The organism is Agrobacterium tumefaciens (assembly GCF_005221385.1).
Lineage (GTDB): Bacteria > Pseudomonadota > Alphaproteobacteria > Rhizobiales > Rhizobiaceae > Agrobacterium > Agrobacterium tomkonis.
This window is the reverse complement of the sequence record NZ_CP039903.1, coordinates 2,912,348-2,937,934: the sequence shown is the minus strand read 5'-3', so window position 1 is coordinate 2,937,934 and position 25,587 is coordinate 2,912,348. Positions and strand designations below refer to the sequence as shown.

The 25,587-nt window shown below is 59.9% G+C and carries 25 protein-coding genes; 17 read left to right on the top strand and 8 right to left on the bottom strand.

Annotation, left to right across the window (positions count from 1 at the left end; translation table 11 throughout):
* The first annotated feature begins 14 nt into the window (after positions 1-14).
* From CFBP6623_RS14600 to CFBP6623_RS14585, 4 genes are all read left to right on the top strand, one after another.
* Positions 15-1,181 (top strand): ABC transporter permease, encoded by a 1,167-nt coding sequence (locus tag CFBP6623_RS14600; RefSeq protein ID WP_046799196.1) that lies wholly within the window; start codon positions 15-17, stop codon positions 1,179-1,181.
* The gene (locus tag CFBP6623_RS14595) at positions 1,178-2,116 is read left to right on the top strand and encodes an ABC transporter ATP-binding protein (RefSeq protein WP_046799195.1); all 939 of its coding nucleotides are present in this window, start codon (positions 1,178-1,180) and stop codon (positions 2,114-2,116) included. Before CFBP6623_RS14600 ends, CFBP6623_RS14595 begins: the two co-directional genes overlap by 4 nt.
* Positions 2,113-2,853, top strand: coding sequence for an ABC transporter permease (locus CFBP6623_RS14590; RefSeq protein WP_046799194.1), 741 nt, complete (start codon positions 2,113-2,115; stop codon positions 2,851-2,853). Before CFBP6623_RS14595 ends, CFBP6623_RS14590 begins: the two co-directional genes overlap by 4 nt.
* Before the next feature lie 108 nt (positions 2,854-2,961).
* Entirely contained in the window at positions 2,962-3,450 is a 489-nt protein-coding gene (locus CFBP6623_RS14585; RefSeq protein ID WP_046799193.1) for a gluconokinase, read from the top strand.
* Between the two features lie 58 nt (positions 3,451-3,508).
* Here the strand turns inward: CFBP6623_RS14585 and CFBP6623_RS14580 are convergent, their stop codons facing one another.
* The 7 genes from CFBP6623_RS14580 to CFBP6623_RS14550 all read right to left on the bottom strand — a co-directional run bounded on the left by CFBP6623_RS14580 (position 3,509) and on the right by CFBP6623_RS14550 (position 13,566).
* Positions 3,509-4,810 carry an NAD(P)/FAD-dependent oxidoreductase gene (locus CFBP6623_RS14580; RefSeq protein WP_046799192.1) on the bottom strand — a complete coding sequence of 434 codons (1,302 nt, stop codon included), beginning with the start codon at positions 4,808-4,810 and terminating at the stop codon, positions 3,509-3,511.
* Between the two features lies 1 nt (position 4,811).
* On the bottom strand, positions 4,812-6,173 hold the full coding sequence (locus CFBP6623_RS14575; RefSeq protein ID WP_046799191.1) for a glutamine synthetase family protein: 1,362 nt from the start codon (positions 6,171-6,173) through the stop codon (positions 4,812-4,814).
* Positions 6,174-6,346: 173 nt separating this feature from the next.
* On the bottom strand, positions 6,347-7,594 hold the full coding sequence (locus tag CFBP6623_RS14570) for an NAD(P)/FAD-dependent oxidoreductase (RefSeq protein ID WP_046799190.1): 1,248 nt from the start codon (positions 7,592-7,594) through the stop codon (positions 6,347-6,349).
* Between the two features lie 101 nt (positions 7,595-7,695).
* A complete protein-coding gene (locus CFBP6623_RS14565; protein WP_080842744.1) occupies positions 7,696-9,336 on the bottom strand; it encodes an ABC transporter ATP-binding protein in 1,641 nt (546 codons plus the stop codon).
* Between the two features lie 5 nt (positions 9,337-9,341).
* Positions 9,342-10,487, bottom strand: coding sequence for an ABC transporter permease (locus tag CFBP6623_RS14560; protein WP_046799188.1), 1,146 nt, complete (start codon positions 10,485-10,487; stop codon positions 9,342-9,344).
* On the bottom strand, positions 10,487-11,581 hold the full coding sequence (locus CFBP6623_RS14555) for a microcin C ABC transporter permease YejB (RefSeq protein WP_046799187.1): 1,095 nt from the start codon (positions 11,579-11,581) through the stop codon (positions 10,487-10,489). The genes CFBP6623_RS14560 and CFBP6623_RS14555 overlap by 1 nt, the downstream gene beginning before the upstream one ends.
* 140 nt (positions 11,582-11,721) lie before the next feature.
* Positions 11,722-13,566 carry an extracellular solute-binding protein gene (locus CFBP6623_RS14550; RefSeq protein ID WP_046799186.1) on the bottom strand — a complete coding sequence of 615 codons (1,845 nt, stop codon included), beginning with the start codon at positions 13,564-13,566 and terminating at the stop codon, positions 11,722-11,724.
* Positions 13,567-13,768: 202 nt separating this feature from the next.
* Here CFBP6623_RS14550 and mepA point away from each other — a divergent pair, with 202 nt between their 5' ends.
* The 4 genes from mepA to dapB all read left to right on the top strand — a co-directional run bounded on the left by mepA (position 13,769) and on the right by dapB (position 17,324).
* Positions 13,769-14,824: a penicillin-insensitive murein endopeptidase gene (gene mepA / locus CFBP6623_RS14545; RefSeq protein WP_046799185.1), complete on the top strand. Its 1,056-nt coding sequence runs from the start codon at positions 13,769-13,771 to the stop codon at positions 14,822-14,824.
* Between the two features lie 101 nt (positions 14,825-14,925).
* Complete coding sequence (locus CFBP6623_RS14540) at positions 14,926-15,309, top strand: methylglyoxal synthase (RefSeq protein WP_046799184.1); 384 nt, start codon at positions 14,926-14,928, stop codon at positions 15,307-15,309.
* A gap of 25 nt (positions 15,310-15,334) precedes the next feature.
* Positions 15,335-16,357 (top strand): glucokinase, encoded by a 1,023-nt coding sequence (locus CFBP6623_RS14535; RefSeq protein ID WP_046799183.1) that lies wholly within the window; start codon positions 15,335-15,337, stop codon positions 16,355-16,357.
* 139 nt (positions 16,358-16,496) lie between these two features.
* Positions 16,497-17,324 (top strand): 4-hydroxy-tetrahydrodipicolinate reductase, encoded by an 828-nt coding sequence (gene dapB / locus CFBP6623_RS14530; RefSeq protein ID WP_046799182.1) that lies wholly within the window; start codon positions 16,497-16,499, stop codon positions 17,322-17,324.
* Between the two features lie 2 nt (positions 17,325-17,326).
* Here dapB and phnF read toward each other — a convergent pair whose 3' ends face one another.
* A complete protein-coding gene (gene phnF / locus CFBP6623_RS14525; RefSeq protein ID WP_046799181.1) occupies positions 17,327-18,064 on the bottom strand; it encodes a phosphonate metabolism transcriptional regulator PhnF in 738 nt (245 codons plus the stop codon).
* 82 nt (positions 18,065-18,146) lie between these two features.
* Here phnF and phnG point away from each other — a divergent pair, with 82 nt between their 5' ends.
* From phnG to phnD, 9 genes are all read left to right on the top strand, one after another.
* Positions 18,147-18,608: a phosphonate C-P lyase system protein PhnG gene (gene phnG / locus CFBP6623_RS14520; RefSeq protein ID WP_046799180.1), complete on the top strand. Its 462-nt coding sequence runs from the start codon at positions 18,147-18,149 to the stop codon at positions 18,606-18,608.
* The gene (gene phnH / locus CFBP6623_RS14515) at positions 18,608-19,216 is read left to right on the top strand and encodes a phosphonate C-P lyase system protein PhnH (RefSeq protein ID WP_046799179.1); all 609 of its coding nucleotides are present in this window, start codon (positions 18,608-18,610) and stop codon (positions 19,214-19,216) included. Before phnG ends, phnH begins: the two co-directional genes overlap by 1 nt.
* A 1-nt stretch (position 19,217) precedes the next feature.
* On the top strand, positions 19,218-20,327 hold the full coding sequence (locus tag CFBP6623_RS14510; protein WP_046799178.1) for a carbon-phosphorus lyase complex subunit PhnI: 1,110 nt from the start codon (positions 19,218-19,220) through the stop codon (positions 20,325-20,327).
* 133 nt (positions 20,328-20,460) lie between these two features.
* Positions 20,461-21,363 carry an alpha-D-ribose 1-methylphosphonate 5-phosphate C-P-lyase PhnJ gene (locus tag CFBP6623_RS14505; protein ID WP_046799177.1) on the top strand — a complete coding sequence of 301 codons (903 nt, stop codon included), beginning with the start codon at positions 20,461-20,463 and terminating at the stop codon, positions 21,361-21,363.
* Positions 21,360-22,136, top strand: coding sequence for a phosphonate C-P lyase system protein PhnK (gene phnK / locus CFBP6623_RS14500; RefSeq protein ID WP_003524419.1), 777 nt, complete (start codon positions 21,360-21,362; stop codon positions 22,134-22,136). The genes CFBP6623_RS14505 and phnK overlap by 4 nt, the downstream gene beginning before the upstream one ends.
* A 4-nt stretch (positions 22,137-22,140) precedes the next feature.
* Positions 22,141-22,848, top strand: a complete 708-nt coding sequence (gene phnL / locus CFBP6623_RS14495; protein ID WP_046799176.1) for a phosphonate C-P lyase system protein PhnL — start codon at positions 22,141-22,143, stop codon at positions 22,846-22,848.
* Positions 22,845-23,462 carry a DapH/DapD/GlmU-related protein gene (locus tag CFBP6623_RS14490; protein ID WP_046799175.1) on the top strand — a complete coding sequence of 206 codons (618 nt, stop codon included), beginning with the start codon at positions 22,845-22,847 and terminating at the stop codon, positions 23,460-23,462. Before phnL ends, CFBP6623_RS14490 begins: the two co-directional genes overlap by 4 nt.
* A gap of 238 nt (positions 23,463-23,700) precedes the next feature.
* Positions 23,701-24,561 carry a phosphonate ABC transporter ATP-binding protein gene (phnC, locus tag CFBP6623_RS14485; protein WP_046799174.1) on the top strand — a complete coding sequence of 287 codons (861 nt, stop codon included), beginning with the start codon at positions 23,701-23,703 and terminating at the stop codon, positions 24,559-24,561.
* 85 nt (positions 24,562-24,646) lie between these two features.
* Positions 24,647-25,552, top strand: coding sequence for a phosphonate ABC transporter substrate-binding protein (gene phnD / locus CFBP6623_RS14480; RefSeq protein WP_046799173.1), 906 nt, complete (start codon positions 24,647-24,649; stop codon positions 25,550-25,552).
* The last annotated feature ends 35 nt before the right edge of the window (positions 25,553-25,587 follow it).

Genomic DNA, 25,587 nt, shown 5'->3' with positions numbered 1-25,587 from the left:
AGGGGGAGCGGAACTTGACGAAATGGCCTGACAAGGTGGGTGTGCTGATTTCGTGCCTGCTGCTCTACGCGCTTTTCGCCTCGCCCTTCATGATATTCCGTGCCAATCGGATTGTTCAGGGTGAAGCGCGAACGATCTTCGAAGCCCTTACCCCTATGGCCGCAGCCTTCCTTGTCGCCATTATCCTGATTGCCGCCTTCATCGCGTTCTTTCCCTTCCCGGCGCGGCTAAAACTGGCGGCAGCGCTTGGAGGGCTGGCGGCACTGGCGATCTTCGTCGGCCAGGCAGCCTCTGCCCTGATACCGGAGGGCAACAGTTTTGCCCGCGTTTCACCTGCCAGCGGTTTCTGGCTGATGTTTGCCGGGCTGGCGTTGCTCGCGACGGACTGCATTGCCCGTCTCCAGCCGAAACCCGCCTTGCGAATTTTGCTGTTGCTGCTGGCGATTGCCTCACTTGCAGGGATCTTAACCAGCGGCCTCTGGAATGATCTCTCCATCATCAAGGAATATGACGGCCGGGCAGATATATTCTGGACCGAGGCCCTGAGGCATGTGGAACTTGCAATCGGCTCGCTGATCGCGGCAACCGTCTCGGGCATTCCGCTGGGAATACTCTGTTACAAGGTCGAACGGTTGCGTGCCGGCCTGCTGAACAGCCTCAACATCATCCAGACCATCCCGTCCATCGCCCTTTTCGGTCTTCTGATCGCGCCACTCGGATGGATCGCTGCCACTGTGCCGGGCGCGGCAAAGATCGGTATTGCCGGCATCGGCATGGCACCCGCTTTTGTGGCGCTGTTTCTCTATTCGCTGCTGCCGGTCGTTTCCAACACGGTTGTCGGCCTTTCCGGCGTCTCGCAGGCGGTCCGGGAAGCGGCACGCGGGCTCGGCATGACACCGGTGCAAAGGCTGTTGCGGGTGGAATTTCCGCTTGCCATGCCGGTCATCTTAACCGGTATCCGCATCGTGCTGGTGCAGAATATCGGGCTGGCGACGATCGCCGCGCTGATCGGTGGGGGCGGATTTGGCGTTTTCGTATTTCAGGGCATCGGGCAGACGGCCATGGACCTCGTGCTGCTCGGCACCGTTCCGACCGTTCTCCTCGGTTTTGCCGCCGCGATCACACTCGACGCCCTCATCGACAGCAATCTCTTCAGCGCAGGCGGAAGGCAACAGGCATGATCGAGATAGATACCATCACGAAACGATATGGCGATGCAGCCGTCGTGGATCAGGTGTCGCTGACGGTAGCGCCGCGCACCGTCACCGTCATCGTCGGCACATCAGGATCGGGAAAAACCACGCTGCTGCGGATGATAAACCGGCTGGTGGAACCGACCTCCGGCACGGTCCGGATCGACGGCGAGGATGTCAGCACTATGCCGGGTTACAAACTGCGCCGACAGATCGGCTATGCCATTCAGGGCCATGGCCTGTTTCCACACAGAACGGTGGCGGAGAATATCGCCACCGTTCCGCAGTTGGTCGGCTGGGACCGCAAACGTATCGAGGCGAAGATCGATGCGCTGATGCACCTCTTCCAGCTTGATCCCACGCTTTATGCGGACCGTTTTCCGCATGAACTTTCCGGCGGTCAACAACAGCGTGTCGGCGTGGCGCGGGCGCTCGCCGCAGAGCCGAACATTTTGTTGATGGACGAACCCTTCGGCGCGCTCGACCCGGTGATCCGCGCCAAGGCACAGAACGATCTTCTCGATATTCAGAAAAAGCTCGGGGTCACCGTCGTCCTCGTGACGCATGATATGGACGAGGCCTTTCATCTGGCGGACCGTATTGCCGTGATGGACAAGGGGCGCATCGTGCAGGACTGCCCGCCGGCGGAACTGGTGCTGAAACCGGCAACCGATTTCGTGCGAACGATGATCGGCGAAAACGAACGCGCGCTGAAACTGCTTTCGGTTCTCTCCATTGCCGACATCGTGGAGCCGGGAAGCGCCGAGGGCGAGCCGCTCACCGAACATACAAGCCAGCGCGATGCCCTATCAGCGATGTTATGGGCGGGCTGCGATGTCTTGCCGGTGGTCAAAGACGATGGCCAGCTCACCGGCCGGGTGCGGCGGGACGTTCTCCTCCAGCGTGCTGCCGGAGCCTCATGAAAAACGCAACCTCTTTGCTTGCAATCGGATTTCTGGTGCTGGTGCTGATCGTCTTTCTTGCCGCGCCGCAAATCTTCGCGCCGATATTTCGCCCTCTCGTGCAGGCCAATGCACCGGCGATCTACACCCAGGCCAACCTGCTTTCCCTCACCCTTTCGCATCTGACCACCGTGGCGATCGCCACGGGGCTGGCCACATTGGTGGCGGGTGCGCTCGCAGTTCTCGTCACCCGGCCTTTCGGGGCGGATTTCCTGCCGCTGTCGCGCAGCATCGTCAATATCGGCCAGACCTTTCCCCCCGTGGCGGTACTGGCGCTTGCAGTGCCGATGATCGGTTTTGGGGAGAAACCGACACTTATTGCGCTGTTTTTATACGCGTTGCTGCCGGTGTTCGAAAATACGCTGACGGGGCTTACCACCCTGCCCGCCACGGTGATGGATGCCGCCAGAGGCAGCGGAATGACCGGCTGGCAGCGGCTTGTCAAAGTGGAACTGCCGCTTGCCTTGCCGGCCATTCTCGCGGGCATCCGGCTTTCAGCAGTCATCAGCCTTTCAACCGCCACCATCGGCTCCACGGTCGCCGCGCGCACGCTTGGCGAAGTGATCATCGCCGGGCTACAATCCAACAATCTCGCCTTCATCCTGCAGGGCGGTTTGATCGTCGCCGCACTGGCAATCCTGATCCACTCTGCCTTTTCCGCGCTGGAAAGGACCGCAGCCCGCAAAACCGGGCACTGACACGGGCTAGCCTCGCATTTTTATGTTCCCGACGTCAGCCGCACATGTTAGGGGCTGACCGTCGAAACAGTAACATCAGAGGTTCGGGTGACACAGGCAATCGTCGTGATGGGAGTGAGCGGCTCTGGCAAGTCCACGGTCGCAGAGGAACTGGCCGAAAAACTGGGCATTGCCTTCATAGAAGGCGACAAGCTTCACCCGAAATCCAATGTCGATAAAATGTCCGAGGGCATTCCGCTGACGGACGAAGACCGCTGGCCGTGGCTTGACCTGATCGGCGCGGAACTGCGCAAGGGCAGCGAAGGTAACGGTGTCGTCGTCTCCTGCTCGGCACTCAAGAAAATCTACCGCGACCGGCTTCGCACGGCCACCGGCAGCCCGCTTGCTTTTGTTTATCTGGATGGCAGCCTGGAGCTTCTCAGCCGGCGCATGGGTGAACGCAAGGGCCATTTCATGCCGCTCTCGCTGCTTCAGACCCAGCTTGCCACGCTGGAAGTGCCGACCGGCGAACCGGGCGTCGTAACCGTCAGCATCGACACCACACCGGAAGAAATCGCGAAGAATGCGCTTTCCGGCCTAAAAACGGTGACGTTCTAACTCCTTGTTTGTTGCATTTCCGGACGCGAAACCGCTTCACGCTTTCGCTGGAAATGCTCTAAAAGCCGAGCCTGTCCCGCATGCCGTACCACCAGGCGCCAAGCATGGTCAGTGGCACGCGGAAGGTCTTGCCGCCGGGGAACGGATAGTTCGGCAGCGAACTCCAGACATCGAAACGTTCGGCATGGCCGGCAACGGCCTCGCCCAGTATCTTGCCGAGCAGATGTGTGGTCGTGACGCCATGGCCGCTGTCACCATGCGAAAAATAGATATTGTCCGAAAGCTTGCCCATATGCGGGATGCGCGTCAGCGTCAGCGCAAAATTGCCACTCCAGGCGAAGTCGATCCTGGTCTTTTCCAGTTGCGGAAAGGTCTTCAGCATGTTCGGGCGGATAACGCCCGTCAGGTCGGCAGGGTCGCTGCCGCCATAACCGATGCCGCCGCCATAAAGCAGGCGGTTATCCGAGGTGCGACGGTAATAATCGAGAATATAATTGGCATCCTCGACGCAATAATCGGCGGGCAAAAGCGCCTCGATCAGATCGGCATCGAGCGGCTCCGTCGCCATGACCTGACTTGAGACCGGCATCATCCGCTCGCCGATTTCCGGCAGCAATGTGCCGAGATAGGCATTACCGCAGACGAGTACATATTTCGCCTTCACACTGCCCGTCGCCGTGCGCACCACGGGGTTTGCACCCTGTTCTACCGAGATGACCCGCGAATTCTCAAAAATCCGCGCGCCAAGGCTTTCGGCTGCCGCCGCCTCGCCCTGCACCAGATTGAGCGGGTGGATGTGCCCGCCCAGGCGGTCGATCATGCCGCCGGCATAACGGTCGGACTTTACATAAATGCCGACATCCGCCCTGGAGACCATCTCCAGCCCACCATGGCCGTGCTTTTCCCAATGGGCCTTGTGAGCCTCCATCTCGCGGATCTGTTTCGGCGTGAAGGCGGCAAAGAAGCCGCCATCGACGAGATCGCAATCGATGGCATATTTGGCGATGCGGCTACGGATGATCGCGCCGCCTTCCAGCGACATTTCCCCGAGCTTCACCGCCTTGTCATGCCCATAACGGCCAGCGATGGTTTCGAGATCACGGCTGTAACCATTGACGATCTGGCCGCCATTGCGGCCCGAGGCGCCGAAGCCAACCCGCACGCCTTCCAGAACGATGACGGCATAACCGCGTTCACTGAGTTCCAGTGCCGCGGAAATGCCGGTGAAACCACCGCCGATGATGCAGACATCGGCTTCCAGCGCGCCTTCAAGCGTCGGTCGCACGGATTTGACATTGGCGGAGGCCGCATACCATGAGGATGCGTGACCTGGATTGGGAATAGTCGTTACCTCAGCCATCTCACACCGTCCTGATATAGGCGTCATATTCGACGTCGGTTACACGCAGGGAAAATTCGGAAAGCTCCTGCTGCTTGCAGGCGGAAAACAGCGTGCGGTACTTCTGGCCGAGCGTCGCATAAGCAAAGCTCGATCGTGTGAAGCGTTGCAGGGCGTAGTCCCAATTGGTGGGCAGCGGTTCGTGGTTGATGGCGTGGCTGTCACCCGCGATCGCTCCGCCGGGCTGGCGCTTTTCCTTCATGCCGGCAAGTGCCGCACTCAGGATCATTGCGACAACGAGATAGGGATTGGTATCGGCGCCGGCGACCCGGTGTTCGATACGCGTCGCGGCCTTGCTGGCAACGATGACGCGCACCGCTGCCGAGCGGTTGTCGATGCCCCAGGAAGCGTAGGTCGGCGCATGTTCGCTCGGTGTCAGGCGGCGGTAGGAATTGGCATGGGGGGCGAAGATCGCCATGCTTTCCCCCATATTTTCCAGAAGGCCGCCGACCGAATGCATCAGTGCATCCGAAGGGCCGTTTTCGCCGGCATAGATATTCCTGCCGTCCCTATCGAGAACGGAAAAATGCACATGCATGCCGTTGCCGGCCTGCAATCCATAAGGCTTGGCCATGAAGGTGGCGTCGAGCTCATGCCGCCGCGCCACGCCCTTGACGATGCGTTTCAGGAAAACGGCGAAATCGGCGGCCTGCAAGGCGTCCGGCACATGGTTGAGGTTGATCTCATATTGCCCCGGCCCGTTTTCCCGCAGCGTCGTATCGGCAAGTACACCCTGCGCCCGGCAGGCTGTGGCGATATCATGGAAGACATCCTCGAAATCCTGCAATTCGGAAATCGACAGAACCTGGGTCTGGCCCGTGTGCCAGCGTCCCTCGCGGCTGTGCGGCGGGCGCACGGGATCAAGCGCAGAGCGGACTGGATCGATCAGGTAAAATTCAAGTTCGGTCGCCACGACCGGCGTGAGGCCAGCCTTTTTATAGGCGCTGAGAACCTGCGACAGAACATGGCGCGGATCGCCATAAAAGCCGGTTCCATCCGGGTTTCTCATCGCCAGCAGCACCTGCGCCGTTGGACGGCCAAGCCATGTCACGCGCGACAGCGTGCCGGGAACGGGGAAACAAAAACCATCCGGATCGCCCGTACCTTCGGCAAGGCCTGCGGCGTGCACATCCCGGCCCCAAATATCCAGTGCATAAACGGAGCGGGGAATGGCCATTCCCTTTTCGAGCACGTCGATTGCCCTCTCACGCGGAATCCATTTGCCGCGCGGAACACCGTTCGCGTCTATGACAAAGGCTTCGAGAATTTCGATATCGGGGTTGTCGGCGAAAAATTTCTTTGCTTTTTCAATATCATCCATCATGCACCAGCAGGCCGTTTCTCTTCTGTTTCGCGCGCAGAAGCGCTTCGCTAACGAAAATCATCCTGCTGCTGATAAATGAGAAACCTCGCCACCATGATGACGCTTGCCCCTTTTCCCCTTTGCATGGGACCATGTTACGTGGCCTGCCACAGGAAGGCCAGCGGATTTAGCTATTAGGGATTGAACCTTTCAGGGCGATAAGCGTCGATGGCGATAACAGGCGTTTCGCCCAGCATGGTTTCCGCCAGCACACGACCGGTGATCGGCCCGAGTGTGAGGCCGTGATGGGCATGCCCGAAAGCGAACCACAATGTCCTGTGCCTTGGCGCCTTGCCGATGATCGGCATCATATCCGGCGTGCAGGGACGCGCGCCCATCCACGGCTCCGCATCCAGCCTGCCGCCGAGGGGAAAGACGCTGCGAGCCACCCGTTCGGCCCGCTCGATCTGTACCGGGGATTTCGGCGCATCGCGTTCGGCGAACTCCGCGCCGGTCGTCAGGCGGATGCCTTTTCGCATCGGCGCCAGGAAATAACCGCGCTCGGCATCGATCAGCCAGTTGTTGAGCTTTGTCCCTTCCTGCGGCGCATAATGCATGTGATAACCACGCTTCACCCCGAGCGGGAAACGATAACCCAGCCTCTCTGTCACCGTATCTGCCCACGGACCAAGCGCCACGACGGCATGTTCCGCCTCAACTGCGCCGGTTTCGGTACGCACCGTCCAACCGCTTACCGTCTGGCTGAGCGTCGATGCATCACCCCGGACAAAGGTTCCGCCGTAGCTCTCAAACAGTTTGAGATAGGCGAGCGTCAGCGCGTGCGGATCGAGCACGGACCAGGGATCGTTCCATTTCAGACCGCCGACAAAATCACGGCTGAGATGCGGTTCGGCGGAGGCAAGCTCTTCAGCATCGAGTTTCGTGTGGGAAATGCCGTGGTCCCGCGCCAGCCGCTCGGCGAAGGCATAATCCGCATCCCGCCTTGCGGCAGTCCTGTAAGCCTCCATCCAGCCGTTTTTCACGATCAGATCGCCAGCCTTCGCTTCATCGATCAAAATGCTGTGTTCGGAAACCGAATGCTCGATTAGTGGCGCATAGGCGCGGGCAATCGCCCCGTGGCGTGTGGCTGCGGAATTATACCAGTAGCGGCCGAGGAAAGGCGCGATCTTCGGCAGTGCGGAGAGGTGATAACGGGCATCGATGCTGTTGTTCAGGGAATAACGCAGCAGCAGGGCGATATCCTGCGGGAAGGCGTAAGGCACGACGCCTTCTCTCTGGATCAGCCCTGCATTACCAAAGGAGGTTTCCTCGCCCGGCCCGCGCCGGTCGACCAGCACCACCGATTTGCCCCTTCGGGCCAGTTGCAGAGCGACAGAGACCCCGATGATCCCCGCTCCCAGAACAATCACATCCGCTGCCATGGCAATCAATCCGTTTCCGCGTCACATTGCCTCCGCAACATGGGTCGGCATTTTCCGCAAAGCAACAGAAAAATCATTGCCTTAATAGAAGCGCGATGCGCCTACTGGCTCACCGCTTTGGTTTCGACAGCCTCAATATTGAAGGCGGCCGCCAGCAGCGCCCTGGTATAGTCCTGCTGCGGGTTGGCGAAAATCTCCGCCGCCGGGCCGCTCTCCACCACCTTGCCGTGACGCATGACGATCAGGTCGTTGGCGAGCGCCTTCACCACCTTCAGATCGTGGCTGATGAAGAGGTATGCGAGTTCATGCTTTGCCTGGAGATCGCGCAGCAGATCGACCACCTGCGCCTGCACGCTCATGTCGAGCGCGGATGTCGGCTCATCCAGCATGACGAAACGGGGTTTAAGCACCATGGCGCGGGCGATGGCGATGCGCTGGCGCTGGCCGCCGGAAAATTCGTGCGGATAGCGCCAGCGGGTGGCCGGATCGAGGCCGACCTCTTCCAACGCGACGGCGACACGTGTATCGCGCTCATCGGCGGACAGGGACCGCTCGTGCACCTTCAGGCCCTCGGCGACGATTTCGCCCACCGACATGCGCGGGCTAAGCGAACCATAGGGATCCTGAAACACCACCTGCAGCCGGTTCCTGAGTGGCTTCATCATCTCATAGGAATAATGATCTATCGACTGGCCGATGAAGCTGATGCGTCCCTCAGATGCGATCAGCCGGGAGAGAGCCAGACCAAGCGTCGTCTTGCCCGAGCCGGATTCGCCCACCACGCCCACCGTCTGGCCGGCGCGCAGGGTAATATCGATGCCGTCCACCGCCTTCACATGGTCGACCACCCGGCGCATCAGTCCCGCCTTGATGGGGAACCAGACCTTGATATCGTCACCCTGCATGACCACCGGTTTGGTCGTGTCGGAATGCGGCGGCTCGCCTTTGGGTTCGGCTGCAAGAAGATGGCGCGTATAGGCGTGCTGAGGATCAGTAAACACCTGCTCCACGGTGCCGGTCTCGACGATCTTGCCCTTGGTCATGACACAGACGCGGTCGGCAAATTTTCGGACAATACCGAGGTCGTGGGTGATGAACAGCATGGACATGCCGTGCTTCGTCTTCAGATCACTCAGAAGCTCGAGGATCTGCGCCTGCACTGTCACGTCGAGCGCGGTGGTCGGCTCATCGGCGATCAGCAGTTTCGGCCGATTGGCAAGCGCCATGGCGATCATCACACGCTGCCGCTGGCCGCCGGACAATTCATGCGGATAGGCTTTCAGGCGCTTTTCCGGTTCGCGGATGCCGACCTGCAGCAACAGTTCCAGCGTGCGCGCCCGCGCCTCAGCCCCGGTGATTGCCTGGTGCAGCTCCAGAATCTCGCCGATCTGCCGCTCGATGGTGTGGAGCGGATTGAGCGAGGTCATCGGCTCCTGAAAGATCATGGTGACGTCGTTGCCGCGGACCGCACGCAGGGAGCGTTCCGGCAGGGCCAGCATGTCCTTGCCGTCAAACAGGATTTTTCCAGACGGGTGGCTCGCCGCCGGATAGGGCAGCAATTTGAGGATGGAATTCGCCGTCACCGATTTTCCGGAACCGGATTCGCCAACGAGGGCAACGACTTCGCCCGGCATGAGGTCGAAGGAGACGTGATCGACGGCGATGCTGGTCGCGCCGCCCTGATGAAATGCGACCGAAAGGTCACGGACGGAGAGAAGTGGCTGGATGGTTTTTTCCGTCATGGCGGTCACCGGAACGTCTTGCGTGGATCGAAGGCGTCGCGCACCGCTTCACCGACGAAAATCAACAGCGAGAGCATGATGGACATGGTGAAAAACGCAGTGAGGCCAAGCCAGGGGGCCTGAAGGTTGTTCTTGCCCTGCGCAATCATCTCGCCCAGCGACGGCGATCCCGGCGGCATGCCGAAGCCGAGGAAATCGAGCGAGGTGAGCGTCGTGATCGAGCCAGAAAGGATGAACGGCAGGAAAGTCAGCGTCGCCACCATGGCGTTGGGCAGAAGATGCCGGAACATGATCGTCCAGTTGCCAACGCCAAGTGCACGGGCCGCACGGACATATTCAAAGTTTCTGGCGCGCAGGAATTCCGCTCTCACGATGCCAACGAAGCCGACCCATGAGAACAGCAGCATGATGCCGAGCAGCACGAAGAAGCCGGGTGGAAGAATGGCCGCGATGATGAGCAGGATATAGAGCACCGGCATGGACGACCAGATTTCGATGAAACGCTGCAAAAGCAAATCGGTCCAGCCGCCGAAATAACCCTGAATGGCGCCAGCGGTGACGCCGACAAGGGCCGACGCGATCGTTAGTGTCAGGCCGAACAGCACGGAGATGCGGAAACCATAAATCATTCGCGCCGTGACATCGCGCGCCTGATTGTCGGTTCCCAGCCAATTCAGATTGCCGAGGGTGCAACCGGGATCGGCATCGCCCTGCGGGTAAGCCGAGCAGCGATCCTTTTTATCCATCAGCCAGAAGGGCGCGGTGGGCGCTGAATGCGGAATATTGGAATTGACCGTCTGGTAGGAATAACGGATCGGCGGCCAGATCATCCAGCCATTGGCGTTGATCTCATCCTGGATGAAGGAGGATTTGTAGTCGGTCTGGGCAAGGAAGCCGCCGAATTTCTCCTCGGGATAATCGACCATGACCGGCACCAGAATCTCACCCTTGTAGGAAGCGAGAATGGGTTTGTCATTGGCGATGAATTCCGCGATCAGGCTCAGAAAAAACAGGATCAGGAACAGCCAGAAGGACCAGTAACCGCGCCGGTTCGCCTTGAAATTCTGCCAGCGGCGTTTGGTGGTCGGCGAAAACCACGGGCGCTTCGGCTTTTCTATCGTTTCGGCTGCGGCGGTATGGGCGAGCGTCATCACACGTCCCTCCGCTCGAAATCGATGCGCGGATCGATCCATGTATAGATGAGGTCCGATATGAGGCCGACAACGAGGCCCATCAGTGAGAAGATGAAGAGCGTGCCGAACACGATCGGATAGTCACGGTTGACGACCGAGAGATAACCGAGGCGGCCAAGGCCATCGAGCGAGAAGATATTCTCGATCAGCAGCGAGCCGGTGAAGAAGGCCGAAATGAAAGCGCCAGGAAAACCGGCAATCACGATCAGCATCGCGTTGCGGAAGACGTGGCCATAGAGAACCTTGCGTTCGGTGAGACCCTTGGCGCGGGCGGTGACGACATATTGCTTCTTGATCTCGTCGATGAAGGAGTTTTTCGTCAGAAGCGTCGTCGTTGCGAAAGCCGAGAGCGACAGCGCGATCAATGGCAGCGTCAGGTGCCAGAAGTAGTCGATGATCTTCTGCCACCAGTTCAGCTGGTCAAAATTATCCGATACCAGACCGCGCAGCGGGAACCAGTCGAAGAACGATCCGCCGGCGAAAAGCACGATGAGCAGAATACCGAACAGGAAGCTCGGCACCGCATAACCGATGATGATGATGCCGGAGGTCCAGACATCGAACGTCGAGCCATCGGAAACGGCTTTCTTGATTCCGAGGGGAATGGAGATGATGTAGGAGATGATCAGGATCCAGAAACCAAGCGACATCGACACCGGCAGCTTGTCGATGATGAGATCAATGACCGAGGAATTGCGGAAGAAGCTGTCCCCGAAGTCGAAGCGGATGTAATTCCACATCATTTCGAGAAAACGGGTAAGCGGCGGCTTGTCGAAACCGAACTGCTTCTCGAGCTTGGCGATCAACTCCGGATCAAGCCCCTGCGCACCGCGATATTTCGAGCCGCTTTCATCGAAGCCGCCGGATTGACCCATGAGATCGCCGCCGCCCGAGAGCCGGTCGGAGGCGCTGTCGCCCTGCCCCGTCAGCTGCGCGACAACCTGCTCCACCGGCCCGCCCGGCGCGAACTGGATGACGAGAAACGAAATGCCCATGATGCCGATGATGGTCGGGATCATCAACGCCAGACGTCTGAGGATATAGGCGCCCATCAGCCTCGGCTCCCGGCCGACACGTCAGCGGTTTTCGTTTCTGTCAAACCCGGTCCTTTCCTGAAAGCGCTTGCCTGCGCCTTAAGCGATTCGTTTCGCCCTATGTGAATCAAGCCTTCGGCGCGAAAGCAAGGCCAGCGTCAGTTTCCGGCCTGACTGGACCACCATGCGTCCGGAAAACCGATGCCGTATTCAGGCAGGTTTTCAGGACGCGTGAGTGTGTTCCAGTAAGCGAGGAACATCTCGCCGCGGTAAAATTGCGGAATGACGTAGCTGTTTGCCAGAAGCACCCGGTCGAGCGCCCGCGCCGCGGCCACCTGTTCATCCCGGTTGGGCGCAAATATGACCTTTCTGACCAAAGCATCGACGGCGGGGTTCTTGATGCCGCCAAGGTTGTTGGATCCCTGCCGATCGGCGGCGGCCGAGCCCCAGAAATCCGCTTGTTCGTTGCCGGGATTGGCCGATGTCGCCCAGAGTTTGACGGCGATGTCGAAATCGAAGCTGCGGGCGCGGTTGGTATATTGCGAGGCATCGACCGTGCGGATCGTGGCATTGATGCCGATCTTCTTGAGGTTCTGGACATAGGGCAGGATCGTTCTTTCCATGCCGGAGGAATCGATCAGGAATTCCATATCCAGCTGCTGTCCGGTTGCCGCATTGACCATGCGGTTGCCGCGCAGCTCGTAACCGGCCTCTTTCATCAACTTCACCGCCTCGCGCAGATTGTCACGCTGCTTGGCAGGATCGCCTGCCACCGGGTTACGGTATTCGGTGGTGAAGACTTCCGGCGGAACCTGGTCCTTCAGTTCCTGAAGCAGTTCCAGCTCGCGCCCGGTCGGCAAGCCGGAAGAGGCGAGCTCGCTGCCCATGAAGAAGCTGTTGATGCGCTGGAACTGCCCGTAAGCGAGCGTGCGGTTCAGCTCCTCGAAATCGAAGGCGTAATTGAGCGCCTTGCGCAGTTTCGGGTTCTGGAACTTTTCACGACGCATGTTCGGCACGAAGGCCTGCATGATGCCGACGGAGCGATAAATGTTCGGCAATTCTTCCTTCTTGACGCGGCCTTCCTTGACGGCCGGAAAATCGTAACCGGTAACCCAGCGGCTGGAAGAGGCTTCCTGGCGGAAATCGACCGTACCGGACTTGAAGGCCTGGAATTCCACATCCTGATCGGAAAAGAAATTGTAGGTGATGGTTTTGAAATTGTTCATCCCGACATTCACATTGACGTCCTTGCCCCAATAGTCGTCGCGACGCTCATAGGTCATCGTCGAGCCGGGAGACAGGGACGCGATCTTGTAGGGGCCGGAGCCCATAACCGGCTCCAGCGTGCCACGGGAGATATCACGCGGCTTGCCGTCTGGGCCGGCAGCTTCCCACCAGTGCTTCGGAACGATGAGCAACTGCCCGACAATCTGCGGCAATTCGCGATTGTTCTTTTCATCGAATGTGAAGGTGATGTCCCTCTCGCCACTCACCTCCGCCTTGGTGACGTGGGTGTAATAGGTGGCAAGCTGCGGGCTCAGATCCTTGGCCTTTTCGAAGCTGAAAACCACGTCCTCCGGCGTCACCGGCTTGCCGTCCGCCCATTTGGCCTCCGCCCGTAGCCGGAATGTCGCCTTCGAAATATCGTCGGGATAGCTGACGCCCTCGGCCAGAAGCCCGTAGGAGGCTGACAGCTCTTCTTCCGTCGATTTCATCAGCGTATCGAAAACCAGCGAAAGGCCGGTCGCCGCCTCGCCCTTGGCGAGCAGCGGATTGAGCGTATCGAAGGTTCCCGTCGTCGACATGCGCAGCGCACCGCCTTTCGGGGCCTTGGTGTTCACATAGTCGAAATGATCGAAACCATCAGGATGTTTCAGTTCCCCGACCGTCGAAATCCCCTTTCGCCAGACATCGCCCGACTGGGCGAAGGCAGCCGCCGGGATCAGCATGGCGGATGCCGCAAGGGCGATCAGAAGGCGGGATTTCAGTGGAGCCAATATCATTCGGGGCGGTTCCTGTTTTGTGTTTGTTGCGCAGAGCATAAAACAAAGATTGGCAAAAAACAGATGCTTCGACTCACAAGCTCTTTATCGGCACCCTTAATTCCCTGCTTTGCACAAACAGGGCGAAACATGGTTTCAACAAAATCCCGTTCCAGTTTATTCTAAGGGGAAGAGAATCATCTGATCGGACGGACACGGCTATATGACGGCGGGATCATCGAGAGTTTTCAAGGCGGCCATGCTGGCGATTTCGGTCGTTTCCGCGCTGCAGTTGCAGATGGAAACCGCATCGGCCGAGGACCGGCCCGCGAAAGAAGTGTTCGGCCACACGGCCCTGCCCTCCGCAGCAGCCTCCCAGCCGATTGGCTCCTATGCCAAGGGCTGCCAGTCCGGCGCCATCGCCATGCCGACCGACGGTCCCGGCTGGCAGGCCATGCGGCTTTCGCGCAACCGGCGCTGGGGCCAGCCGCAGCTGATTTCCTTCCTCGAGCGCTTTTCGCAGGATGCGCAGAAGATCGGCTGGCCGGGTCTGCTGCTCGGCGATATTTCCCAGCCACGCGGCGGGCCGATGCTGACCGGCCATGCGTCGCACCAGATCGGACTCGATGTGGATGTCTGGTGGCGGCCAATGCCTAATCCCCGGCTGAGTGTGGAGCAGCGCGAAACGGTGCCGTTCATTTCCATGCTGGACAAAGCCAAGTTTTTGACGGTCGATGATCGCAAATGGTCGCCGCTCAATGCCCGGCTGGTGATGATGGCGGCGAGCTATCCGCAGGTGGAGCGCGTCTTCGTCAACCCGGCCATCAAGCAGAAGCTTTGCCAGACATGGACCGGCGACCGCACCTTCATGGGCAAGATCAGGCCGATCTATGGGCACGACGAACATTTCCACATCCGCCTCGAATGCCCGCCCGGCGCGCCTAACTGCAAGCCGCAGGCGGCCGTGGGCAAAGGCGATGGCTGCGACAAGTCGCTCGCCTGGTGGTTTACCAAAGAACCATGGGCGCCGCCGAAAAAAGACCCCAATGCCAAACCGGTGAAACCGCGTCCGGTCATGGTCTCCGACCTGCCCGCCGCCTGCGCCGCCGTGGCTGCCGCCCCTTCCGCCAACCCCGAGGGTATTGCTGCGCAGGCATATTCCCCCGCGCCGGTCCAGGCCGTGCGCCAGCAAAGCGTGGAACAGGTTATTCAGAACGCTCCGACCCTCCAGCCGCCTTCGGATATTCCGCTTCCGACCCAACGTCCGACATTGAACTGAAACAGAAATGAGGCATTCAACAGCTTCCCTTTTCAAATGGCGGCAAGCTGTTATAGAAGGCTTCAAATCGATTTAATTCTTTACGGGGACAGGCTGGGACCATGGAAGGGCAACGCTGTATCGCGCTCATCGCTCACGACGAGAAAAAAGACGATATGGCGGATTTCGCCCGTCATCACCAGAAGGCGCTCTCCAGTTTCAGGATCGTCGCCACCGGCACGACCGGCGGGCGGGTACAGGAAGCCTGCCCGGGGCTCGAGGTCATTCGTCTGAAAAGCGGACCGCTTGGCGGCGACCAGCAGATCGGCGCGATGATCGCCACCGGCGAAGTGGACATGCTGATCTTTTTCACCGACCCGCTGACGGCCATGCCACATGATGTGGATGTAAAGGCGCTGACCCGGCTTGCCACGGTTTACGATATTCCCATGGCGCTCAACCGCGCCACCGCAGAAAACCTGATCGACTTCAACTCCGCCGACTGACCCGCACCCCAATATGGAACAGGCAATGCCGAAGACGTCCGATACCGAATATCTGTCCTTTCCGATCCTTCTTGGCGACATCGGCGGCACCAATGCCCGCTTTTCCATCCTGATCGATTCCTTTGCGGAACCGGTGCACCTCACCACCGTGAAGACGGCGGAATATCCGACGATCGACGACGCCATCCAGAAAGCGGTCCTGGACAAGACATCGCTTCAGCCGGTCTCGACAATTCTTGCGATTGCCGGCCCCATCGAAGGCGACGAGATACCGCTCACCAACTGCCACTGGGTCGTCAAGCCAAAGGGCATGCTGGCTAATCTCGGCCTGAAGGATGTCATCGTCATCAATGATTTCGAGGCACAGGCTCTGGCGATTGCAGCGCTTGACGACGACAACCGCGAGCCTATCGGCTCCGGCAAGAAAGACATGCTGGCGTCGCGCGTCGTTCTCGGACCCGGCACGGGTCTCGGCGTCGCCGGTCTGGTTTACGCCCGTCATATGTGGTTCCCGGTGCCCGGTGAGGGCGGCCATATCGATGTCGGCCCAAGAAGTGCGCGTGATTATGCGGTTTTCCCGCATATCGAAACCATTGAGGGCCGTGTTGCCGGCGAACAGATCCTGTGCGGGCGCGGACTGGTCAATCTTTACCGCGCCGTCTGCAAGACCGATGGCATCGAACCCGTCTTTTCCGATCCGGCCGATATCACCTCGCATGGGCTTTCGGGCCAGAACGCGCAGGCAAAAGAAACGCTTTCGCTTTTCAGCACCTATCTCGGCCGCGTGGCGGGCGATCTCGCGCTGATTTTCATGGCAAAGGGCGGCGTCTATCTCGCCGGCGGCATTTCGCAGAAGATCATCCCGGCGCTGAAGAGTCCGGAGTTCCGGGCCGCCTTTGAAGACAAGGCGCCACACAGCGCGTTGATGCGGACCATTCCGACCTTCGTGGTCACCCATCCGCAGGCGGCCCTTTCCGGCCTCGCCACCTATGCGAGAACGCCTGCCGATTTCGGCCTGGCGCTGGACGGGCGGCGCTGGAGAGCCTGATCGCTCTCCTCTCAACTGGCTATCCTTCCCATGTGACGCTTGCGAAGCGAGCGGCTGGTCTTTAACGTCACCGCTGCAAACATCAAACGTCCGATACCGGCGGGTTCCGATCCGCCCGACATGAAAAGTGAGTGAAAACATGGGCAGCAGCGACATGAAACTGGTGGTGGTCGGCGCGGCGGGCCGCATGGGACAGGCGCTCATCCGCCTCATTCACCAGACATCAGGCGTCCAGCTGCATGCCGCCGTCGCGCGTGAAGGCTCGGCCTTTGTCGGCCGCGATGCTGGCGAGATTGCCGGTCTTGGGCCCATCGGCGTCGAAATCACCAGCGATCCGCTGCAGGCCTTTCTCCATGCCGAAGGGGTGATTGACTTCACCTCACCGGCAACCAGCGTCACCTTCGCCGGTCTCGCCGCGCAGGCTCGCATCGTGCATGTCATCGGCACCACCGGCTGTTCGCCGGATGACGAGGAAAAATTCAAGGCGGCGTCGCGCCATGCGCGCATCGTCAAGTCGGGCAATATGAGCCTCGGCGTCAACCTGCTCAGCGTTTTGACGCAGCAGGCGGCGCAGGCGCTGGATGCGCAGAACTGGGACATCGAAATCCTGGAAATGCACCACAAGCACAAGGTGGACGCGCCTTCCGGCACGGCGCTTTTGCTGGGTGAAGCGGCCGCGGCCGGCCGCAAGGTCGATCTCACCACCTCTTCCGTTCGCGTGCGCGACGGACATACGGGTGCGCGGGAGACTGGCACCATCGGTTTCGCCACGCTGCGCGGCGGTTCGGTGATCGGTGAACATTCGGTGATCTTTGCCGGCGAGGGTGAACGCGTCGAGCTTTCCCACTATGCCGGCGACCGCTCCATTTTCGCACGCGGTGCGATTGCGGCAGCTGTCTGGGCTTTAGACAAGAAGCCGGGCTTCTATTCCATGCTGGATGTGCTCGGTCTTTCGCAGACGGAATAAGCCTAATTTTCCACCGTGAATTCGACGGTATCGGCCGAAAATCGGCTGACGGCATATTGCACCGGCACGCCATCCATATCGGCATTCAGCGCCTGGGTGACGAGTAGAATCGCGCCCGGCGACAATTCGAGATCGGCCAGATCCTGCGTATCCGCATGGCTGGCGGAGATGACGGTGGAAATGCGCACGTAGTCGGCCACGCCGAGCGATTTGAAAGCGGCCGTGATCGAGCCGCTTTTCTGATAGGCCTCGCCAATTCCGGCAAAACGATCCGCCGGAAACCACGTGGTCGAGCGGGAAACCGGCCGGGTGTCAGCCTTGCGCAAGGTCTCCAGACGCACGAGCGGTGCGCCGGTCTGCAGTTGCAGCCGCGCTGCCAGATCGGCGCTTGCGGGTTCGGTCGTGTGGGAAAGAAGCAGCGCCTCCATTTCCTTCACCTGATCTGCGATGCCTGCCGTGAACCGTGTGCGCAGTGAAATCGGAAAACTCAGCCGTTCCTTGCGGGCGATCATCGTGCCACGCCCCTGCATCGGCTCGAGGATGCCTTCGCTCGCCAATGCGGCAATGGCGCTTCTGACGGTGTGGCGGTTGACGCCGAATTTTTCGGCCAGCGCCATTTCCGGCGGCAACATGCCGGTTTCGTCGTGATCGCCTGCCGCGATCTCGCCTCTGATCCGGTCGGCAATCTGCCGCCAGAGCGCGACGCCGTTCTTTCTTTTCATTGCTGCTGCAGGGCTCATGTCACACGCTTGTCATTCATCGCCGTTAATTGTAGCTTATATTGTATAGTTGTCTATATCAATAGACATTAGAGGTCAAGCGATGAATAACGAAGCTGCGAATATACATGCGGGAAGGAAGCGGGTGGCGGCCCTTCTCGCCCGCGCAACCGTTCAGGAACTCGAAACGGTCTGGAACCGGCAGGACGCCAGCCCGCAGATGGAAAATGTGCGCGGACCGGAAACCGGCCTCGTCATGGTCAAGGGACGTATCGGCGGCGGCGGCGCGCCTTTCAATCTGGGTGAAACCACCGTTACCCGCGCAACGATCAAGCTTGCTTCCGGCACTGTCGGCCATGCCCATGTTCTCGGCACCGGCCGCAAGAAGGCCTGGTACGCGGCCGTTTTCGACGCGCTCTGGCAGGAAAATCCGACGCGGGACTTCATTGAAACCGAGCTTCTCTCACCGGTCGAAAAAAGACTGACCGAGGAAAAACAGCGGAAAACAAAAGAGACCGCCGCCACGCGTGTCGATTTCTTCACCATGGTTCGAGGAGAAGATTGATGGGTGTCAAAGCCGAAGCATTGACGGGCGGTTTTTCCGACGCCGTCTTCGATTCCCAACGGGTTTTCAAAAAGCTGATGGACGGCATGGCCCGGCCGGGCACACCGCAGACGATCGAAACCGCAGTTACCCCGCCGGCACCGCTTGCCACCGCAACGGGTGCGGTTCTGCTGGCGCTCTGCGACCACGACACACCAGTCTGGCTGAGCGGCGCGCTGCGGAAAACGGCCGTGCCGGGTTGGGTTGGGTTTCACACCGGCGCGATTGCGACGGAAGAAAAGGGGGCTGCGCAGTTCGCCGTGATCGAGGCGGGCAGCACCATTGCCTCCTTCGGCCTTTTCGCTCAGGGAAGCCAGGAATATCCCGACCGTTCGACGACGGTCATCATCGAATTGCCAGATCTTGATGGCGGACAGGAATTAATGCTGTCCGGCCCCGGCATCCGCCACATCAATATCATCAGCCCTTCCGGCCTGCCGGAGATATTCCCGAGGCTCTGGGCGGAGAACAACGCCATTTTCCCGCGCGGCGTCGATGTCATTCTGACCTGCGCCGACAAATTCGTCTGCCTGCCGCGCACGACGCGTATTAAATCCGTGGAGGCATAAGATGTATGTTGCTGTCAAAGGCGGGGAAACCGCCATCGCCAACGCCCACCGGCTTCTGGCCGACAAGCGGCGCGGAGACCGTGACCTGCCGGCGATGACTGTCACGCAGATCGTTTCCCAGCTTTCACTCGCCGTCGACCGCGTCATGGCGGAAGCCTCACTTTACGATCAGTCGCTTGCAGCCCTTGCCGTCAAGCAGGCACGCGGCGACATGATCGAGGCCATCTTCCTGCTGCGCGCCTACCGCACCACGTTGCCGCGGTTCGGCTATTCGCTGCCGGTCAATACGGCTGACATGACGGTGCAGCGACGCGTTTCGGCAACCTACAAGGACTTGCCGGGCGGGCAATTGCTGGGACCGACCTTCGATTATACCCACCGTCTACTCGATCCCTCGCTGCTCGAAGACGAGGCTGTCGAAACCCCCGCCATTCGTGAAGGCGAGCCGGATTATGTCATGCGGGTTTCCGACATTCTCGCCGAAGAAGGGCTGATCGAAAGCGATGGTGATATGCCTGATGAGCATATTGCCGGCGATCTGACGCGCGAGCCGATGGAATTTCCGATGCCACGCGACCTGCGTCTGCAATCGCTGGCACGCGGTGACGAGGGCTTCCTTCTCGCACTCGCCTATTCGACACAGCGCGGTTACGGCCGCACGCATCCCTTCGTCGGTGAAATCCGCATCGGTGATGTTGAAGTGGAGCTGGAGGTTCCCGAACTCGGCTTTACCGTCTCGCTTGGGGACATCCAGGTTACCGAATGCCAGATGGTCAACCAATTCAAGGGCTCGGCCAAAGCGCCACCGCAGTTCACCCGCGGTTATGGTCTGGTTTTCGGCCAGAGCGAACGCAAGGCGATGGCCATGTCGCTGGTCGATCGCGCGCTTCGCGCCGGTGAATTCGGCGAAGATGTCGTCGCCCCGGCGCAGGATGAAGAATTCGTCATTTCACATGCAGACAACGTCCAGGCGACGGGTTTCGTCGAACATCTGAAATTGCCGCATTACGTGGATTTTCAGGCCGAACTCGGTCTGGTCAGGAAAATGCGCGCCGATTTCGAGGCGATCAACGCTGATGGCGCGGAGTGGATGGGCGATGCAGCCGAATAGCTCAGCGGCTGTGCTGCTCTCCAAACCAGTAAGCGCAAAAGACGGTCGATGCTGCAAAAACAGCAAAGAACACGGCTGCAAGAATTCCAATCTCCATGAGCTTGTACTCCTTTTTTCGCAAGGTTAACGCGCAATGCTTAAAGAAGTTTCATTTGACGACGGGCTGGCTGCCTACAACTTCGCCTATCTGGACGAACAGACCAAACGGATGATCCGCCGGGCGATCCTGAAGGCCATTGCCATTCCCGGTTATCAGGTTCCCTTCGCCTCCCGTGAAATGCCCATGCCCTATGGCTGGGGCACCGGCGGTGTGCAGTTGACCGCTTCCATCGTCGGCCCCGACGATGTGCTGAAGGTCATCGACCAGGGCGCCGACGACACCACCAACGCGGTTTCCATCCGCGCCTTTTTCCAGAAGGTGGCGAATGTTGCCGTCACCACCCGCACCAGGGATGCGACCATCATCCAGACGCGGCACCGCATTCCGGAGGAAGAACTGCATTCCGGACAGGTTCTGGTCTATCAGGTTCCCATTCCCGAACCCTTGCGCTTCCTCGAGCCACGCGAGACCGAAACCCGCGTCATGCACGCGCTGGAAGAATATGGCCTGATGCACGTCAAGCTCTACGAAGACATCGCCCGCAACGGCCGCATCTCCACCACCTATGCATACCCGGTGAAGGTTGCCGGACGCTATGTGATGGATCCTTCGCCGACGCCGAAATTCGACAATCCGAAAATGAATATGTCGGACGCGCTGCAGCTGTTCGGCGCTGGGCGCGAAAAGCGCATCTATGCCGTGCCGCCCTATACCGACGTGGTCAGCCTGGATTTCGAGGACCATCCGTTTGAAATTCAGCGCTTCGACAAGCCCTGCGCACTGTGCGGCGGCGAGAATGTCTATCTGGACGAGGTGGTGCTTGATGACAAGGGTGGGCGGATGTTCGTCTGCTCCGATACCGACCATTGCGAGGACCGCCGCGCCCATGGCCACAAGGGCCATATGCTGGCGGATGTGAAGGAGGCCGCAGAATGAGCGACGCACCACTTCTGAAAGTCCGGGACGTTTCCAAATATTACGGCGACCGGGCTGGTTGCCGCAACGTTTCCTTTGAACTTTATCCGGGCGAGGTCCTGGCCATTGTCGGAGAATCCGGTTCCGGCAAGACCACGCTTCTCAACTGCATTTCCACTCGGCTGATGCCAACGGCGGGCAGCGTGGAATATCGCATGCGCGACGGCTCTGTGCGCGACCTCTACCACATGGGTGAGGCCGAACGCCGTTTCCTGATGCGCACCGACTGGGGCTTCGTTCACCAGAACCCGGCGGACGGGTTGCGTATGGCTGTTTCGGCCGGCGCCAATGTCGGCGAACGGCTGATGGCCGTGGGCAATCGGCATTATGGCAATATAAGGCAATCGGCCAGCGAATGGCTGGAGCGGGTGGAAATTGGCACCGACCGTATCGACGATCAGCCGCGTGCCTTTTCCGGTGGCATGCGCCAGCGCCTGCAGATCGCCCGCAATCTCGTCACCTCGCCGCGCCTTGTCTTCATGGACGAACCGACCGGCGGTCTCGATGTCTCCGTGCAGGCACGCCTGCTTGATCTGGTCCGCGGCCTCGTCAACGATCTCGGCCTTGCCGTCGTCGTCGTCACCCATGATCTGGCGGTGGCGCGACTGCTTTCCCATCGCATGATGGTGATGAAGGGCGGCGACGTCATCGAGCATGGTCTCACCGACCGGGTGCTCGACGATCCGCGCGAGCCTTACACGCAATTGCTTGTTTCCTCTATTCTGCAGGTTTGACGCCATGCCGACGCCCCTTATCGTTTCGGAAGTCTTCAAAAGCTTCACCATGCATCTTCGCGACGGCATCGAATTGCCGGTCGTTCGCGATGTCAATTTCTCCGTTTGCGGCGGCGAATGCGTCGTGCTCGGCGGCCCATCGGGTATCGGCAAAAGCTCGATCCTGAAAATGCTCTATGGCAACTACGCCATCGACAGCGGGCAGATCCTCATCCGCCACGGGGATCAGGTCGTTGATATCGGCAATGCCTCGCCGCGGACGATCCTCGAAATTCGCCATCACACGATCGGTTATGTCAGCCAGTTCCTGCGCACCGTGCCGCGTGTCGCTGCCATCGATGTCGTTGCCGAACCGCTTCTGGCCCGCAAGGTGGCCGCCGAAGATGCGCGCGAACAGGCGGCGACGCTGCTTTCGAAGCTGAACCTGCCACGGGAATTGTGGTCGCTTCCGCCCGCAACCTTTTCGGGCGGCGAGCAGCAGCGCGTCAACATCGCGCGCGGCTTCATCACCGATCATGCGATCCTGCTTCTCGACGAGCCGACGGCCTCACTCGACGCCACAAATCGGCGCGTGGTCGTCGACATGATCAGGGAGAAAAAAGAAAAGGGCACCGCGCTGCTGGGCATCTTCCACGACGAGGAAGTGCGGGAAGCCGTGGCCGACCGCATTCTCGACGTCTCGCAATTCTCTCCCCGGAAGGCAGCGGCATGAGTGTCAAGGTCGGTCTCGAACCCGTCATTCACGAAACCGCCCGCGTCACCAACTCCTCGATCGGCCGCTATACCGAAATTTCGGAACGCTGCCGCCTCGAAGAGGTTGAGATGGGCGACTATTCCTATGTCATGCAGGACGGTGCGATCTGGTGCGCCATCATTGGCAAATTCGTCAATATCGCCGCCTCCGTCCGCATCAACGCCACCAATCACCCGATGCAGCGGGCGACATTGCACCATTTCACCTATCGCGCCCGCAGTTACTGGGACGACGCTGAGGATGAAACGGATTTCTTCGCCGCCCGCCGCGCCAAGCGGGTGGTGATCGGCCATGATGTCTGGATCGGCCATGGCGCGACCATCCTGCCCGGCGTGACGGTGGGGAACGGTGCAGTGATCGGGGCTGGCGCGGTGGTATCGAAAGATGTCGCGCCCTATACCATCGTCGGTGGCGTGCCCGCCCGGCTGATCCGCGAGCGTTTTCCAGCGGAGCTTGGCCGGCGCATGGACGATCTGAATTGGTGGGATTGGGACCATGCCAGACTGCGCGGCGCGCTCGATGATTTCCGCGCGCTCGCCGCCGAGGATTTCGTGGCGAAATATGGTGGATGAACTCCGCTCATAGCGAAGCAATTGCAAATCCCGGGCCACGTCCCGGGATTTCTGTTTGTCGGCTCCAGATATGCCGGTGGGATTTCCTGCTCATGACATGCCTGACGAGAGGTTTGTCGGCGAACCCCCGGGTGTCGTATCTGCGAATTCTGTAATATTTTATTCATGAAACTGACATCCACACTTCACGCACCGCTGTTACGCCGAACCCCGTCAAAAAAGAAGATTGGACGGGGAAATGAGCTTTCACCTGAAGCAAGTCACGCGCCGTTTCGGCAACCATACTGCGGTCGATGCCGTGAACGTCGAAATACCGCAGGGCCAGATGGTCGGCGTTATCGGACGCTCGGGTGCGGGAAAATCAACGCTGCTGCGCATGATCAACCGCCTCGTTGATCCCTCCTCGGGTTCCATCTATTTCAACGACACGGAAGTATCGGCGCTGAAGGGTGCGGCGCTCCGCAACTGGCAGCGCGACTGTGCCATGATCTTCCAGCAGTTCAATCTGGTGCCGCGCCTGGATGTGCTCACCAATGTCATGCTCGGCCGTCTCAACCACCGTTCGACAGCGCTCAGCCTGTTCAACATCTTCACCAATGATGAGCGCCTGATGGCGATCGCCGCGCTCGAGCGGCTCGGCATCGAACATGTGGCCATGCAGGCCGCGGGCACGCTTTCCGGCGGCCAGCAGCAGCGCGTCGCCATCGCCCGCGCCCTGATGCAGTCTCCGAAGATGGTTCTGGCCGATGAGCCGATTGCCTCGCTCGACCCGCTCAATGCCAAGATCGTGATGGATGCGCTGCGCGACATCAACGAGCGCGAAGGCATCACCGTCATCACCAATCTGCATACGCTGGATACGGCGCGCAATTATTGCGAGCGCATCATCGGCATGTCGCAGGGCCGCGTCGTCTTTGACGGAACGCCGGCGGAACTGACCGCTTCGGCCGTAACGGAGATTTACGGAACCGATTCTCAAGGGGCTGGCATCGATGAGACCATGACCTCGACCAGCATCAATATTCCCGGCGCGCAGCTTCCCGCGCGTCCGGTGCAGCAATCTGCCGGTCCCGAACCGCTCGCTCTCGCCGGGCTCTGAGGAACCGCTCAGCATCGTTTGTGCCCGCGTCAAGGGCCGACACTTCACAACAAACTCCGGCTCGCCGGGAAACAGGAGAAAGTCCATGTTGAAGAAAATCCTTCTTTCGGCAGTCGCCCTTGGCGTTCTGGCCGGTTCCGCCATGGCTCAGGACGTCAAGGTCCTGCGTATCGGTCTCGACGGTTCGGAAAACGAAGCCGACCAGATCCGCAACACGAAGTGCGTTGCCGATGGCCTGAAGGCTGCGACCGGCGTTTCCGAAGTTCAGGTTTTCCCGTCGCCGGACTATAACGGCGTCATCCAGGGTCTGCTCGGCGGCACCATCGACATCGCTTCCATGGGCGCGTCCTCCTACGCCAAGATCGCTCTTGCCGATCCGAAAGCCGTAGATCCGATCCTGACCACGGCCGGCGCTGACGGTTCGACCGGTTATTACACGATCATGGTTGCCCGCAAAGACAGCGGCATCAAGACGCTGGCTGACGCCAAGGGCAAGAAGATCGGTTTTGCCGATCCTGACTCCACCTCGGGCTTCCTCGTCCCGAACGTGGCTATTCCGAAGGAAACCGGCGTTCCGGTGAAGGAATACTTCGCCGAAACCGGCTTCGGCGGCGGCCATGAAAACCTCGTTCTCGCCGTTCTCGACAAGAAGTTCGACGTTGGCACCACCTTCGGTTCGGGCGTTGGCAAGTGGGAAGAGGGCTACACCGCCGGCAACCTCTACCAGATGGTCAAGAAGGGCAATCTCGACATGGACGATATCGTCGAAGTCTGGAAGTCGCCGCTGATCCCGAACGGCCCGCTCATGGTCACCAACAAGCTCGGCGACGCCATGAAGCAGAAGGTAGAAAACTTCTTCATGGAACTGCCGAAGAAGGACCTCGCCTGCTTCCAGGGTTTCACCCAGGGCAAGAACACCGCTTACATCAAGGTCGACCCGTCCTTCTACCAGACGATCATCGACGCCCGTAAGTCCGTTATCGGCGGCTGATCCTGCGATCATACCCGAAAGCGGCGGTGCCTTGC